Here is a 15,018-nt window from a genome sequence, read left to right as displayed (position 1 = left end):
TGACCGAGTGCAAGGCATCGCGGATTTTGTGACCAGCGAGCTGGGCTGTGCGCCTGGCCGCGTCGTCGAGCTCGATGCCTTCCCGGGCAACGCCGTCTACGAGGTCGGCGAGCGCCTCATCGTGAAGGCGTCGACGAACGACGCGGCCTTGCGCGTCGAGGCGTGGGCCTGCGCGCGGGCCGCGGCCGCGGGTTGCGCCGCCCCGGCGATCATCCGGTTCGGCCGCCTCGAGACCGGGATGAGCGCGGTGATCATGAGCCGCGTCAAAGGCCGACCGATCACCGCCGACGACGCCGCGTTCGGCGAAGTCGCCACCAACCTGCGCCGATTGCACCGCGTGACCATGCCCGGATTCGGCTGGCTGGCAGAAGAATCGAAGCACCCGTCGTGGCTCAGCTTCCTAAGCGCCATCTGCGACGACACAAGGAAATTGGCCCCGGACGCGGCCGACGCGGCCGAATCCGCGATCGACGAGCACGCCACCACGCTGGGCGCCATCGAGAACGGCGTGCTGTGCCACGGCGACCTGAAAGCCGCGCACATCTTGGTCGACGACGGGCGGCTCGCCGGCGTGATCGATTGGGGTGACGCACTAGTCGGCGATCCGTGGTTCGACATCGCCCGGTTCGCGCACCGCTCCCCCGAGCCGTCGCTGGAACTCCTGCTCGAAAGCTACGGCGCCACCACCGAAGAATGGCGCCTTCCGCTGTACGACGCGCTCTGGATGCTCGTCGACGCCTGCGTCGCGCACCGCCACGGGCATCGCGTCGACGCCACCCTGCGGCGCGCCATGAACTACCTCAGCGCGAGTTCGTAGCCAGCCACACCGGATTCGTCAGCGCGACCATCGCGCCGAGCGGACGCCTCTGCGCCTCCCGGATCTCCAGCCGCGCGAAGCGCGCCGACGCGGCGTCGAGTTCCCAGCGCAGCATGGTCCGCGCCGGCCCCGGCACCGCGGATCGGCCGACGCACCCCTGCGCGGTGATCAAGCTGGCGGTGGTCCCGGCCGCCCCGGTGACCATGGCGGTGACGGTGACCGGCGCCCCAGGCGGCACCCGCAACGTTTCGCCAAGACCGGCGCCCCGGCTCGAGCACGACGCCGTGAGTTCCACTGTGACAGCGCGTGATCGGGCGATGTACGACCGTCCGCGACGCAACCCATCCAAAAGCGCGGGCGTCGACAGCTCCCGCGCGTGCACGACGGTCTGCGGCGAACCGACCGGCTGCTGATGGGCGTGCGAGTCGCTGCCGCCGACCCCGACGAGGCGCCGGCCCTCGCACAGCAGCCGCTGCCAAATCCGCAGCGACACTTCGTCGTCGAGGTTCCACCGGCCGTTCCACACCTCGAGCCCGTCGACGTGGTCAAAACCGAACTCCCACAACGACCCCGGCACCGGCGCGGCGGGATGCGCCGCGATCACGAGCCCGTCGGTCGAGCGGACTTCGGAAGCAAAGCGCGGGAACACCCCGTCGCGCGGCGCGTATCGCCAGTCGACCCAGCCACCCGGCGGCAGTCCGACGGCAAGCCAGTGCCCGTGCCGGGTGGTGACCTCCTCGCCCGGAATCACCAACAACCCGCTCGTTCGGCACGCCGGCCACACCCGGTTGGCCGAGTTCGTGTTGTGGTCGGTGGAGACGATGAAGTCCAGCCCGCTTTCGTGCGCGGCCGCCACCAGCTCGTCCGGATGGCGCTGGCCGTCGGAATGCACGGTGTGCAAATGCAGGTCCCCGCGGTACCAGCCCGCACGCCCGACGGCCGGGGCCGGATACGCGATCAACGGGCCGCCTTCCGGGCCGGACTGCCCGCGTTCCAGCGTGACGCGCGCCTCCCAGGCCATCCCCCACGGGCTCAGCACGACCGGACCGAGCGCGACCGCCCACAGGCCCGGCTCGATGCGGCCCGCCAGGTAGCCCGGGGTGGCGTGGCTGGCGGAGATCACGAAGCCGTCGCGCGCCCCTCCGGACCATCCCCGGAATCCGGCCGCATTGCCCAGCTCGTGGCCCTCCGGCCCAAACATGCCCAGATCCAACACATTTCGGACCGGCCCACCGACCGCGAAGCGGTCATGCGACGTGCTCACCCGAATCCGCTGGACCCCCAACGGCACCTCGAACGGCAAATACGCCCACTGGTCGATCCCGAACCCGAACCGGCCCGAAAACGATAGGTGGATCGCCTCGGCCTTGAGTTGCTCGGTCGCGATGCTCACGGCCGTCCTCCCCTTTCGGTACCCGCCCAGCATCCCGCACCAAGGAGTAACCAGCCGTTACTTCGACACGAACGCCCGCCGTCGATTACTTGACCAGTGGTCAAGTTGGGTTCAGGGTCGGGGGTATGACCATCGACGACGAGCCGGTCACGACACTGGACGACCTCAAGAGCGATCTGGCGGGCCGGCACAAGTGGACGCCGAGCGGTGGCGCGTCCGTCGACCCCGCGATCGTCGACGCCGACATGGCCGCCCTCGACCGCGACGGCTACGTCATCTGGGAGAACCTGCTCGGCGCCGACGAATGCCGGCGCATCCGCGACGAAGTCGGCCCCTGGCTCGCGCACACCGGACGCAACTCCTTCGAAGGCCGGCTTACCCAACGCATCTACAGCGTGCTGAGCAGGACCCGCGTGTGCGACCGGCTCGCCGACCATCCGCGCGTGCTGGCGGTCCTCGATCGACTGCTGATGCCCAACTATCTGCTTTCGGCGTTGCAGGCCATCAACATTCAGCCGGGTGAGTCGCCGCAGCTGCCTCATCACGACGACGGGTTCTACCCGATCCCTCGGCCGCGGGATCCGTTGGCCGCCGCGACGATCTGGGCGATCGACGACTTCACCGCCGACAACGGTGCCACGGTGCTGCTGCCCGGCAGCCATCGCTGGGGCCGGCGCCCGCCCGGGCCGGACGATCCGACGCTGCCCGTCGTCATGCCCGCCGGCTCCTGCGTCTTTTTCGTGGGCACTCTGTGGCACGGCGGCGGCGCCAACACGACCGACCGCGCGCGCCTGGCGATCACGGCCCAATACTGCCAACCGTGGCTGCGGCCGATGGAGGCGTTCACCCTGTCGATACCGCGCGACATGGCGCGAACGCTCTCGCCAGACCTGCAACGCATGATCGGCTACAGCATCCACCCGCCGTTCGTCGGCGCGGTCGACGGCCTGCACCCCATCCGGTTGCTAGACCAGCCGTAATCGATCAGTGCTGGGCACGGCGGTCACATGAACGTAGGTGGCGACAACTGCCCCGGCTGAGGCCAATTGCTGAACGCCTCGGCGTAGCTGTGGCTCATCACCTCGAGCACGGTGCCCCACGGGTCGGTGGTGTATGCCAGCATCCAGGGCCGACCGGGCACGAAATGGTACGGCGCCGACAGCAACGTGCCGCCCTGATCGACGATGCGGTCGACCATGCCCGCGACATCCGGGTGGGTGATGCATAAATGCCACAGGCCGCGATCGAGCCAGGGCACCGGCTCCTCCGGCGACCGCGGTCCGCGCGTGGGCGGGTCAACGAACTGGAAGAGCTCGATACCAACCGAATTCGCGCTCAGCAGGTGCGCCTGCCACGCTCGGCGAAACCGATTGCCGAACACGCCGGCGGCCTCTGGGTGTCCGCCGGAATCAAGCTGCCGCGGGCCCATGATGCAGCGGAAGCCGAAGACCGCCCCATACCAGTCAATCGCCGCGTTGATGTCGGGGACGGTCACGCCCACGTGATTGATGGCAAGGCCGGCCACTGGTTCGAGCGACATCAGTGATCCCTTTCGCGTCAGTAGTCACCAGGGCACATCGCCGGCGTCCCAGCGTTTTTGGACCTCGGGGTACAGCGAAGCGAGGTCGTGGGGCAGCGAGGCCTTGACGTGGCGGGTCCTGTCGTCGGTCAGCACCTCCTCGTCACCGTGCTGAATCGCAGCCAGCGTCTGGGCAGCGACGTCGCCGGGCGAAATCTTCGCGTCTGCCACGGTGTCCGCCATGTCGGTGTCGATCCACCCCGCGTGCACGCCGACGACGAGGGTTCCCTGCGCGCGCAGCTCGACGCGAATCGCGTTGGTCAGGGCCCACTCGGCAGATTTCGACGCCCCATAAGAACCGTTGAACGGATTGGCGAACCAACTGGCGATCGACAGCACGTTGACCAGCGCGCCGCCGCCTTGACGGGCAAGCACGGGCGCGAATGCGCGGCACATCGCCAGTGTGCCAAAGTAGTTGGTTTCCATCTCGCTGCGCGCCGCGCTGAGGTCCGGCGAGCCTAACAGGGGACTTCGCAGCATCGCGCCGGCGTTGTTGATCAGCACTGTGACGTCTGCGCACTCAGATGCCGCGCGTCGGATGTGATCCGAGTTAGTGATGTCCAGGCTGATCGGAAAGACCCGGGCATCGTCGAAGCCGACCGCGTCAGGATTTCGTGCCGCCGCGTAAACGCGGGCCGCCCCCTGGTCGAGCAGCTCTTGCACAAACGCGTTTCCGAGACCGCGGTTCGCCCCGGTCACCAATGCGTGCGCCCCCGCAATGGCAACTCCACCGGGCGAATTGACTGTTTCTTCGTTCATGACCAGTTCTCCCTTCGGGTTACGAGCCGGTGGCAAGCCCGGCGCCGTGGGCCGCCATCGCGTACAGCGCGACATAGTCAGACTCGCCGTATCCGTGGCCGATTGCGGTCTGGAGCAGTTGGTGGGTGCTCGCGGCAATCGGCATCGGAACCTCCAGCGCCCGTGCCGCCGCCAGACCGAGATCGAAGTCTTTGCGCATGCCCGCGGTGGTGAAGGTGGGTTCGTAGTCGCGGGCGCGGATCGCTTTGCCCTTGGCCGCAACCAACTTCGAGCCCAGCACTGAGCCGTCGATGAAATCGAGAAACACCGAGGGTGCCACGCCCCCCTTCTCCGTCAGAGTCGTCGCCTCGGCCAACGCTTCGGTGATAATGCCCACCAACACGTTATGGGCCAGCTTGACCAGTAGCGCCTCCTCGCCCGTACCGGCGTACGTCACCCCGGATGCGATCGCCTCCAGATAGGGCCGCGCGGCATCGAAGACCTCCGCTGGGCCCGAAGCGACAATGGACCCGGATCCGTCGGCAATCGCGTCCGGGTTGCCGCTGACGGGTGCCGACAGAAACCCAACGTTGTGGCGCGCGGCCTCGGTTCTGACCTCGGCGGCGGCCTCGGCGGACACCGTTGAACAATTCACGATGATGCGCGGCGCGGGCTGGCTGCTCAACAACCCATCGGCGCCGAGCATGACGGCCAGAAGATCTGGTGAAGACATCACGGTGACGAACACGATGTCGCAGCGGCCCAACGCGCCCAGAGTGTCCGCGCGGGAGGCGCCCAAGTTCACCAGCGGCGCGGTTTTCGATGCCGTCCGATTCCAGACGGTCACCGCGACGCCATTCGAGATCATGCGGGCCGCCAGAGCACTCCCCAATCGGCCGGTGCCCAGCCAACCTATCCGAATGTCAGGATCCATCCTTGCCTCAACTCCTCGTCAGTTGCGATCGCGCTCGTCTGCTTCACAGTACGCGAGTGTGCAGGATAATGCACACTCGGTTCGGTAGGTGAAGCCGTGCCAATTGCGACTCTCCGTCGGCTGACGGCGTCTCTCGCGCGGACTATGGCCGCTGTTGTGTACCCTGACCCGGAAACGGGTGTACAACATAGCGGACGGTCAGGCAATGGTGAAAGAAAACGGATCAACGCCCCACACGGCCGAGGGCGCGACAGGCCTCGGCCCGCGCCTTCGACAGCTCCGGAGTACCCGGGGCATCTCAGTGCGGGAACTAGCGCGCCGGGCCGGCTGCTCGGCGAGCCTGATCTCGCAGGTGGAACGCGGAGTGACAACACCGTCCGCCAGCGTCGTCTACGCACTGGCCAATGAGCTTGGCATCTCGCTGGACTTCCTGTTCGGCGCCGGCGACCCACTAAATTCCCCGCACGCATCGTCGGCGCCAGGCGATGCACACGCGGCGCCACCCTCTGCGTTCCACCAATGGGGTCGCGCCAGCGGCGCCAACGGAGCGGGGATCGTGCAACGTGCCGGCGATCGCAGCGTCATCGAACTCTCGACCGGGGTCCGCTGGGAGCGACTCACACCGACGCACGACGACCGGGTCGACTTTCTCGAGGTGATCTACACCCCCGGTGGCCAATCCAGCGACGGTGGTCAGGCCGTACGTCACGACGGCCGCGAATACCTCTACGTTCTGCAGGGAGAGCTCGAAGCCGTCATCGGATTCGACACCCTGCAACTGCATGAGGGCGACTCGCTGGCCTTCGACCCCGCGACGCCGCACCAATACCGCAATCGCACAACCGAAATCGCGCGCGTTTTATCCGTCGTCGTGCACACTCCTACGAGGTGAGCTGTCAGCGCTACCCGCCGCACGTGATCTTCCTTAATGAACTGTTTGGCACCGCCGAGAATCACGCTCGCTGGCCCTTTGGAGCTTGGGATCAGGACGGTCGAAGGCATCTCGTTGACCTCTTGTGGCAGGCGACTCGAATCGGCTCCTCGAGTGTGATGTTGTGCACAGCGAAATCCGGGGTGGTCCAGCGGCGACGCCCACTCACCGCCTAGCCCGGGCTGCGTAGCCGCGCCGTTGGCCGTCGAGGCGAATGTCCGGTCTCAGTCCATTCATGCAGCTAGCCGGCGTCAGGCTCAGGCCACGACCGCCGACAGGCGGTCGGGCGGAAGAAATACCGGTAGTGCGGGGCTCGGGATCCCGGACATTGGGGGGGTGTGACCTGGCGCGCGTTCAAGTTTCCGGATAGGCCACGCTCGGTTAGCCTCTGCGAAACCTCTCGGCCGTGATCAGCCGGTGCACCGGCGCCAGCGCCGGAATCACAATTTCAATCCGTGGGAGATCCATGTCCAAAAATCCAGGCGATTTCGCATACGACCTGACGCTCGACGAAGCGCGTCGACGCGCCGCGGTTCTCGAGGCGATCGGAGGCGACTGGGATCCCCTTGAGGTGCTCGCGGAGGAAGAGCGCGCCTGGGACCTGCTCTACAGCGGGCTGGACGACGACCAGCAGCGGATCTACGACGAGCTGGTCAACGCGGGAGTTCTCCCGGATCGGGCAGCGAACCGTGTTACCGATTGATCCCCACGCCGACCGCGGCCGACGCGCCTGGCTCCCCTGCCCGCAATGCGATCACGGCAGGCACTGCGACGACTGCCGCGGCCCCCGCAACTGCACGAGCCACTGGCAGTACCTGCTGAGCAACCGCGCCTGGGTCGTGCACCTGCAGTGCCCGACCTGCGGTCACCTCTGGTCCGCCGACACCCGGTAACCGCCTATTAGAGTGAATCGCTGTCCGACACCTTGGAAGGTGAGGCCAGCGATGAGCGATATGACGGCGCGGTTTTCCGAAACCGTCGGCGAGCACAACCTGCTGACCGGCGACGCGATCCCCGAGGACTACTGGCACGACGAGGTGTTGACGTCGGCGCCGCAAAAGCCGGCATACGTCGCCAAACCGGCCACCGCGGAAGAGGTCGCCTCGCTGCTGAAAACCGCGACGGCACACCAGATTCCGGTGACCGCCCGCGGCTCCGGCAGCGGGCTGTCCGGCGCGGCGATCCCGCGCGAGGACGGCCTGCTGATCTCGTTCGAGCGGATGAACGCGATCCTCGAGGTCGACACCACCAACCAGGTCGCCGTCGTCCAACCCGGCGTCACGCTGACCGAACTGGACGCCGCGACCGCCGACTCCGGGCTGAGCTACATGGTGCAGCCGGGCGAGCTGTCCTCCAGCGTCGGCGGCAACGTCGGCACCAACGCCGGCGGGATGCGCGCGGTCAAGTACGGCATCGCCCGCCACAACGTGCTCGGGCTGCAGGCGGTGCTACCGACCGGGGAGATCATCCGCACCGGCGGCAAGATCGCCAAGGTCTCCACCGGTTACGACCTGACCCAGCTCATCGTCGGCTCGGAGGGCACCCTGGCGCTGGCCACCGAGGTGATCGTCAAGCTGCACCCGCGCCTCGACCACGCCGCCACCGTGCTCGCCCCGTTCGTCGACTTCGACCAGGTCATGGAGGCGGTTCCCCAGGTGCTCGCCAGCGGCCTGGCGCCCTACATCCTCGAATACATCGACAACATGACGATGGCCGCGCTCGTCCACACCCAGAACCTGGAGCTCGGCGTCCCGGATAACGTGCGCGACAGCTGCCAGGCGTATCTCGTTGTGGCCCTTGAGAACCGCACCGCGGGAAGGCTCGGCGAGGACGTCGAGCGGGCTGGCGAGCTGGTGGTCGAGCTGGGCGCCGTCGACGCCTATGTGCTGGAAGGGGTTTCGGCACGCAAGCTGATCGAGGCGCGCGAGAAGGCGTTCTGGACGGCCAAGGCGATCGGCGCCGACGACATCATCGACACCGTGGTGCCGCGCTCGGCGATGCCGAAGTTCCTCGCCGCCGCGCGCGAACTGGCGGCGACGGCCGGCGGCGCGGCGGCCGGCTGCGGGCACGCCGGCGACGGCAACGTGCACCTGGCCATCATCTGCAAGGACCCGGTGAAAAAGAAGCAGCTGATGACCGACATCCTGGAGCTGGCAATGGAATTAGGCGGCGCGATCTCGGGCGAACACGGCCTCGGCCGCGCCAAGACCCCGTACTTCCTGCAGCTCGAAGACCCAGTCAAGGTGGACCTCATGCGCCGCATCAAGCACAGCTTCGACCCGGCGGGCATCCTCAATCCCGACGTTTTGTTCGGGAAACCCTAAGTGGCGCTTGCGTATTGCAGCACCGGCTCCGACGAGTCGACGTGACCATTACTGATGATCCGAAGCCGTTCCGGGCGCACCTCATAACGAACACCGTTCTCTGGATTGGTGACGTCGAACCCGTCGGAAGACCGTACCGCGTCGGTCAGTTCGATGTGGGCGCCGTCGCGGATACGCTCGCCCCGGTAGTAGAAATTGCCGGGCGCGGTTTGGCACACCACCGCGAGCGACTGGGCGGTTCGCACCACCAAGGCCGGCGGACTGCCCGGGTCGCACCGCGCCGTCTCACCCACGAAGCCCAGGCCGTCGGCGCCCTGCACGGGCTGTGACAGCGACGGCGTCTTCGTCGTCGACGGAGTCGGGGGCGGCGCCGACGGCGCTCGGGGCGATGCATTGTCGCGTGAACCGCCGAAGATAACCAGCGTCGCCGCGATGACCGCCGCCACAACCAGCAGGGCCACCGCCGCCCCGGCCACGAGAACGGGTGCCCGGCGGAGCGCGGGGATGCCCGGCCGCTGCAGCTTCGGCGCGGGCGGCGGGTACGGGCTGTAACCGGTGTCGTCAGGGTTCGGGAACACGGTCGAGAACGCTCGGGTGCGTGACGGCGCGCTCGGCGGCAGCTCGGGCGGTGGCGGGGCCGGCTGCGGGGTCGCCGGCGTCAGCCCGAAAGCCGCCCTGGCCAGCTCCCCCGCGGAGGCGTACCGCGCGGCGGGCTCCTTGGCCATCCCCCGGGCGATGACGTCGTCGAGCGCCTTGTCGATGCCCCGGCGCATGATGCTCGGCCGAGGCGGCGGCATCTGCAGGTGCGCGGTGATCAGCTGCGGGATCTCCGCGCCCTCGAACGGCGCATGACCGGTGAGGCACTCGTAGAGGACGCACGCCAGCGAGTAGACGTCGGCCTGCGGTCCCACCGGGCCGCCGGCGAATCGTTCGGGCGCCATGTAGGCGCACGACCCGATCAACGGTCCGCCCGCCGTCAGGCTGGGATCGCCGTGCGCCTGGGCGAGGCCGAAGTCGACCAGGTACGCGAAGTTGTCGTGGGTGAGCAGCACGTTCTCCGGCTTCACGTCGCGATGCACCAGGCTTTGAGCGTGGGCCGCGTCCAGCGCCGACGCCACCTGCGCCGTGATTGACGCGGCCTGGCCGGGGTCGAGCGCGCCCCGCTCTCGAAGCAGATCCTTCAGGCTGCGCCCGTCGACCAGGCGCATGTCGATGAAGAGCACCCCGTCGATCTCGCCGAAGTCGTGCACCGGGATGACGTGCGGTTCCTGCAATCGGGCGGCCAGCCGGGACTCGCGCCGGAAGCGCTGCTGGAAACCCGGGTCCGCCGCCAGCTCGGGACGCAACAGCTTGAGCGCGACCATCCGGCCCTTATTCGTGTCGTAGGCCCGGTACACCTCGCCCATTCCGCCCGCGCCGATCAGCGATCGCAGCTCGTAGGGCCCGAACCGGGTGCCGACCCGCGGGCGACGAAACGGTGTGAACATTGGACCAGGATTCCCGAATCAAGCGCGCAGATAACGCCGCGGGGCCGGATCAGCGGCCGAACGCCGCGCGAAGCTGCGGGATGAAAGCCCGCGCGGCGGGGCTCGGTGAGGGGGACCACACCACCGCGAGCAGGGTAGGCACGGGGATCCCAGTTAACGGCACCGCGGTCAGCCGCTTCGCATAGCGGGCCGTCATCGACGCGCTGAGCACGCCCACGCCAAGCCCCCGGTGGGTCAGCTCCGCTATCGCGTCGGCATGGCTTGCCTCGACCGCGATGTGAGGAGCGAATCCCGCTGCCGCGCAACCCACGTCGAGCGTGGCACGAATTCCGGTGCCTACCGGCATGCACACAATGGGTTCGCCGTCGAGCCGCCCGATCGGCAGTTTTGCGCGACGGGCCAGTGCATGCCCATGCGGGAGGAGGGCGGAGAGGTTTTCGCTGATGATGGTCATCCCGTCGAGCCCGTCGGGGAGCTTGCCCGTCGCGCCGACCAGGGCGACATCGAGTCGCCCGGATCGCACCGCGTCGGCCATCCGTTCGGAGTCGTCCTCGGTCACCGCCATTTCGATGCCGGGGTGCCGGCGATGAAACTTCTCCATTGCGACGAATAGCGGGGTGATCGTGCAGCCGATCACCATCCCGATGGCCAACCGCCCCCGCATGAGTCCGGTGACCTCGTCCACCGCGTGCTGGACATTGGCCGCGGCGGCCAGGGCGGCCCGGGCAGGTGCGAGCGCGGCCTCACCGGCCGGGGTCAGGCGCGCCTGTCGGGTCGACCGGTCGAACAGTTCCTGCCCTAGCTCGCGTTCGAGTTGGCGGATCTGGGCGCTCACGCCGGATTGGCTGATGAGAACGCGCTGCGCGGCGCGGGTGAAATTGGCCTCCTCGGCCACCGCGACGAAGTACTCCAGCTGCCGCAACTCCATGACCAATAATTCTAGTACTTACCAAAACTAGTTGTTGGACTTCTAGCTGAGGGCGTTGCACGGTGGAGGCATAGGGACAAAGGAGGCGGATCATGCAACGCGAGAAAGCACAGCACCCAGAGGATCTCACCAGGCTGTTCGTCGAACGCGTCAAAGCCGGCGACGCCGAAGGGATCGCGGCACTCTACGAAGACGACGCGGTCATGGCCTACCCGCCGGGCGAGGAGACCACCGGTCGCGACGCCATCCGCGCGCTTTGGCAGAAGGTGCTCGCTAACAGCACCGGGTCGGCACCTATCGAACCCGAGGAAACGCTGCCGACGCTGATCTGTGGGGATCTTGCACTGACGTCGACGTTGCCCAAGGACGACGTCGGTGCCCGCGCGCAGGTGGCCCGCCGGCAGCCGGACGGCAGCTGGCTACGGGTCCTCGACCGACCCGAATTCAGGCCTGCTCGGGACCTCACGGGTCACAAGAAATAAGGGATATGCGAACGTGTCCGCCTCCCAGCGACAACCGCCGGAGTCGCTGTGAGGTGGACACAAAGGGCGCCGTCTCCTTTCCAGGGACGCGTGTGGCTGATGTGACTCACATGCCAAAGTGCGTGCCACGCACCGCCGCAACGGCTTCCGAAGGACCGCTCACCTCGACCTGCGCCGCGTCCTGGCGCCCAAACAAATAGAGCAGCAATTCTCCGGGCTCACCGCTGAGCCGCGCCAATGGCGCACCGGGTCGAACCGTCACCCGCTCGCCGCCACCCGCCCACTCCACCTCGAGCCCGCACCCCCGGAGCCGACGGCTCAAAAACCGACCCCCGCGGCGCACGTTTCGCCACAGCCCGGCATCCATCGCAGGCCCAAGGCTGCGAACCCCGAGCCCATTGGCGCGGCGCACGTCCTCGTGGTGGACGAAGAACTCGTTGAGGTTCGCCATCGAGCGCACCCACCCGATCCGGAAGAACCCGACGGGCGGCCCCGACCGGACCCGCGCGACCAGCCCCGCAAAGTCCGTTCGCCCGGCCAACCCGGCGCGACGCCGCTCGGCGAACGCCGCAAACGGACCGGGCAGAACCATGCACGGGCCGGCGACGAAATCGTGTTCACGCAGCACCAGGTGGGCGGCCAGATCGTGACACGTCCACCGATCGAGCAGCGTGGGAGCCGACGGGCCGAGCTCGCCGAAGAGATCGCATAGTTCAAGGCGCTCTTGGGCATCCAGCGGCGCACCGGCCATACCTATTTCCTAGGTGAAGTCGCCGCCGGTACGCAAGGCCCGAAACTCTTGAGCGCGGTCGCAATCCGTTGGACCATGAAAACTGAGAGCGCCCGACATGATGCCCAACCGGCTCAGGACAACGGATCCGTCCCACTGTCGTTCCTCGCGCAACGACGGCGGAAACGCCACGCGCCCAATCCCATCGCACCCGCGCAAGCGAAAACGCTTGCTTCCGGATCCCTTGAAAAACAACCACATCCGCGTAAGGAGGCGTCCGTGTATTTCCTGACCACACAACCCGAAGCGTTGACGTATGCGGCGGGCAAGCTGCAAACGCTCGGCTCCGCAATGGCCGACGAGAGCGTGGCCGCGGCAGCGCCGACGACGGGAGTCGTTCCCGCCGCCGCCGACGAGATATCGGCGTTGCAGGCGACGATTTTCACCGCCTACGGCACCCTGTACCAGTCGATCAACGCCCAAGCGACGGCGATTCACGAGATGTTTGTGAACACCCTGGGCGCCAGCGCCGGTTCGTACGGGGCCACCGAGTCCGCCAACTCCATTGCGACTGCCTCGCAACAGGTCTCGGGTCTGTTCAGCGCGGCCGCCAACACGGCGGCGGCCGACCCGCCGCCGGGTAGCGCCCTGGCCAACATCATTAACATCGGGACCGGAAACTGGGACTCCGCCGCATCCGACCTGCTCGGCATGTGTGGCGGCAGCCTTCTTCCCGCCACCAACGAGACCGGCGAAATGTCGAGCATTGCCGCGGCCCCCGCCGGCCTGGACGAAACCGCCGTAACGGCGGCTCCCGCCGCCCTGGCCGCTCCCGTGCTGACGGGCCCGGGTCAGGCGGCCACGGTCGGCGCTTTGTCCGCACCTCCGAGCTGGGCGGCGCCGGCACCGGGCGCGGGTCCCGTGTCGACCGCGGGCTGGACCGCCCCCGCCCCGCAAGGCACGCCGTCGCCGACGACCGTGCCGGCCGCGGTGCCCGCGATGGCCACCGCGGGGAAAGCCGCCGGCTTGGGCGCCCCGCGGTACGGCGCCAAACCCACCGTGATGGCACGGCCCACGGGCGTCTAGGAAACGCTTACACGAGAAGGGATTTCAGATGGATTTCGGAGCGTTACCTCCAGAGGTCAACTCCGCGCGCATGTATGCCGGCCCGGGTACGGCACCGATGATGGCCGCCGCGGCGGCGTGGAACAGCCTGGCCGCCGAATTGAGTTCGACGGCGGCCGGATACGAGTCGGTGGTCACCGAGCTCACCGGCGAGCAGTGGCTGGGTCCGGCGTCGGCAGCAATGATGGCCGCGGTCCAGCCCTACGTGACGTGGCTCGACATCACCGCCGCGCACGCCCAGCACGCGGCCACGCAAGCGACAGCATCGGCGGCCGCATTCGAAACAGCCTTCGCCGCAACGGTTCCCCCGGCGGCGATCGCGGCCAACCGAGCCCAGCTGGCGGCGCTCGTCGCCACCAACTTCCTGGGGATCAACACGCCGGCGATCATGGCGACCGAGGCCCTCTACGCCGAGATGTGGGCTCAAGACGCCGCCGCCATGTATGGCTACGCCGCCGCGTCGGCGATCGCCGGGACATTGAACCCGTTGACGCCCCCGGCGCCCACGGCCAACCCCGCCGGGCTGGCCGGCCAGGCCGCCGCGGTCACCCAGGCCGCCGCGCAGGCGGAACTGATGCAGGCGATCTCCACCTTGCCCGATGCGGTTGCCGCACTGGCCTCCCCGGCCGCCGCGGTCCCCGCGCAGGCGACATCCATCCTGGGGCAGCCGATCGTGGCGAACACCATCAACGGGGTGGTGAACGCGACCGCGTGGTGGGTCATGAACACCATCCCGAACTCGGTCTTGCTAGGGCACGCCATCAACGGCGCCCCGGCAACTGTCCCGATCATCGCGGGCGCGCACGCGATCCCGGGTGGTTTGGCCGCAACGGCAGGACCCGCTGGTGCCCCGGTGCTGGCGGGACTGGGCCAAGCCTCTTCGGTCGGTGGTTTGTCGGTGCCGGCCAGTTGGTCGGCGGCCACTCCGGCGGCAACCTCCGCGACGAGCGCCGCATCGTTGTCGGGCTGGGCCGCCGCCCCCGAGGAACCCGCCCCGATGGCGGCGGTGCCCGCCGGGATGCCGGCGATGGCCATGGCCGGGACATCCAACGGCTTCGGCGGCCCGCGATATGGATTCAAACCGACCGTGATGCCCAAAACGGTGTTCGCGTAGTCAATCTTTCCGTTTGAGCTGTATCTGGTTGGTTTGTGTATATCCCGCTGGGTGGCCGCAGGCGGCCTCCGTATACACGTGTTGATCGGTGCCCGCGAGCGTATTCGGGTCCCACGTCAGGTGGGCGCTCGCGGCGTAGGGGACCCTGGCGCCGTCCGAGCAGCGCACGTTGTCGAACATGTCCAGCACCCATTGACCGTCGACCAGTTGCGCCCGGCTGGTGCCACTCCCCGCCTTGATGTCGACGCAACCGTCGCCGCAGGGATTGACGTTCCAGTCGGTGACATATTTCTGCCCAGCTGGAGTGGTCTCGGTCAGGACATAGTCGCCGATCATCGCCGGAGCGGCGGCCGCGAGCGCAGCCGCTCCCCCCGCGGCCACGGCGACCAAGGTCGCGATTGCGGCAGTCGTGAGCGGGACGGCCATATCACCTCTG

General features: G+C 68.0%; 16 protein-coding genes. 8 read left to right on the top strand and 8 right to left on the bottom strand.

Annotated elements, in window-relative coordinates:
- Positions 1–7: 7 nt before the first annotated feature.
- Complete coding sequence (locus tag A9X00_RS18020; protein WP_067156210.1) at positions 8–817, top strand: phosphotransferase family protein; 810 nt, start codon at positions 8–10, stop codon at positions 815–817.
- On the opposite strand, the gene A9X00_RS18015 is transcribed toward A9X00_RS18020, so the two are convergent.
- Positions 801–2,210: a CehA/McbA family metallohydrolase gene (locus A9X00_RS18015; RefSeq protein ID WP_156772159.1), complete on the bottom strand. Its 1,410-nt coding sequence runs from the start codon at positions 2,208–2,210 to the stop codon at positions 801–803. The genes A9X00_RS18020 and A9X00_RS18015 overlap by 17 nt on opposite strands.
- 125 nt (positions 2,211–2,335) lie before the next feature.
- Here A9X00_RS18015 and A9X00_RS18010 point away from each other — a divergent pair, with 125 nt between their 5' ends.
- A complete protein-coding gene (locus A9X00_RS18010; RefSeq protein ID WP_067156204.1) occupies positions 2,336–3,190 on the top strand; it encodes a phytanoyl-CoA dioxygenase family protein in 855 nt (284 codons plus the stop codon).
- Between the two features lie 23 nt (positions 3,191–3,213).
- Here the strand turns inward: A9X00_RS18010 and A9X00_RS18005 are convergent, their stop codons facing one another.
- Genes A9X00_RS18005 through A9X00_RS17995 form a run of 3 tightly spaced genes read right to left on the bottom strand, consistent with a single transcriptional unit; the run spans position 3,214 to position 5,461 of the window.
- Positions 3,214–3,750 carry a VOC family protein gene (locus A9X00_RS18005; protein WP_067156201.1) on the bottom strand — a complete coding sequence of 179 codons (537 nt, stop codon included), beginning with the start codon at positions 3,748–3,750 and terminating at the stop codon, positions 3,214–3,216.
- A 24-nt stretch (positions 3,751–3,774) separates the two neighbouring features.
- Positions 3,775–4,548, bottom strand: coding sequence for an SDR family oxidoreductase (locus A9X00_RS18000; protein WP_067156199.1), 774 nt, complete (start codon positions 4,546–4,548; stop codon positions 3,775–3,777).
- A 19-nt stretch (positions 4,549–4,567) separates the two neighbouring features.
- On the bottom strand, positions 4,568–5,461 hold the full coding sequence (locus A9X00_RS17995; RefSeq protein ID WP_067156196.1) for an NAD(P)-dependent oxidoreductase: 894 nt from the start codon (positions 5,459–5,461) through the stop codon (positions 4,568–4,570).
- A gap of 205 nt (positions 5,462–5,666) precedes the next feature.
- Here A9X00_RS17995 and A9X00_RS17990 point away from each other — a divergent pair, with 205 nt between their 5' ends.
- From A9X00_RS17990 to A9X00_RS17980, 3 genes are all read left to right on the top strand, one after another.
- Positions 5,667–6,353 (top strand): helix-turn-helix domain-containing protein, encoded by a 687-nt coding sequence (locus tag A9X00_RS17990; RefSeq protein WP_067156296.1) that lies wholly within the window; start codon positions 5,667–5,669, stop codon positions 6,351–6,353.
- Positions 6,354–6,858: 505 nt separating this feature from the next.
- Entirely contained in the window at positions 6,859–7,095 is a 237-nt protein-coding gene (locus A9X00_RS17985) for a DUF6400 family protein (protein WP_067156193.1), read from the top strand.
- A 241-nt stretch (positions 7,096–7,336) separates the two neighbouring features.
- Positions 7,337–8,716, top strand: coding sequence for an FAD-binding oxidoreductase (locus tag A9X00_RS17980; RefSeq protein ID WP_067156190.1), 1,380 nt, complete (start codon positions 7,337–7,339; stop codon positions 8,714–8,716).
- Here A9X00_RS17980 and A9X00_RS17975 read toward each other — a convergent pair.
- Together A9X00_RS17975 and A9X00_RS17970 are read right to left on the bottom strand one after the other, a co-directional pair.
- Positions 8,713–10,203 carry a serine/threonine-protein kinase gene (locus tag A9X00_RS17975; protein WP_067156187.1) on the bottom strand — a complete coding sequence of 497 codons (1,491 nt, stop codon included), beginning with the start codon at positions 10,201–10,203 and terminating at the stop codon, positions 8,713–8,715. The genes A9X00_RS17980 and A9X00_RS17975 overlap by 4 nt on opposite strands.
- A gap of 49 nt (positions 10,204–10,252) precedes the next feature.
- Entirely contained in the window at positions 10,253–11,131 is an 879-nt protein-coding gene (locus A9X00_RS17970; protein ID WP_067156184.1) for a LysR family transcriptional regulator, read from the bottom strand.
- Positions 11,132–11,223: 92 nt separating this feature from the next.
- Here A9X00_RS17970 and A9X00_RS17965 point away from each other — a divergent pair, with 92 nt between their 5' ends.
- The gene (locus A9X00_RS17965; protein ID WP_067156182.1) at positions 11,224–11,613 is read left to right on the top strand and encodes a nuclear transport factor 2 family protein; all 390 of its coding nucleotides are present in this window, start codon (positions 11,224–11,226) and stop codon (positions 11,611–11,613) included.
- A 106-nt stretch (positions 11,614–11,719) separates the two neighbouring features.
- On the opposite strand, the gene A9X00_RS17960 is transcribed toward A9X00_RS17965, so the two are convergent.
- Positions 11,720–12,364, bottom strand: coding sequence for a TIGR03085 family metal-binding protein (locus tag A9X00_RS17960; protein WP_067156179.1), 645 nt, complete (start codon positions 12,362–12,364; stop codon positions 11,720–11,722).
- 258 nt (positions 12,365–12,622) lie between these two features.
- On the opposite strand from A9X00_RS17960, the gene A9X00_RS17955 reads away from it, so the two are divergent.
- On the top strand, positions 12,623–13,429 hold the full coding sequence (locus A9X00_RS17955) for a PE family protein (RefSeq protein ID WP_067156176.1): 807 nt from the start codon (positions 12,623–12,625) through the stop codon (positions 13,427–13,429).
- A 28-nt stretch (positions 13,430–13,457) separates the two neighbouring features.
- A complete protein-coding gene (locus A9X00_RS17950) occupies positions 13,458–14,582 on the top strand; it encodes a PPE family protein (protein WP_067156173.1) in 1,125 nt (374 codons plus the stop codon).
- Here the strand turns inward: A9X00_RS17950 and A9X00_RS17945 are convergent, their stop codons facing one another.
- Positions 14,583–15,008, bottom strand: coding sequence for a hypothetical protein (locus A9X00_RS17945; protein WP_067156170.1), 426 nt, complete (start codon positions 15,006–15,008; stop codon positions 14,583–14,585).
- Between the last annotated feature and the right edge of the window lie 10 nt (positions 15,009–15,018).

Source organism: Mycobacterium sp. 1245805.9, from assembly GCF_001672915.1.
GTDB lineage: Bacteria > Actinomycetota > Actinomycetes > Mycobacteriales > Mycobacteriaceae > Mycobacterium.
Note: the sequence above shows the minus strand (reverse complement) of the source record. Positions and strands in the feature narration are given on the sequence as shown.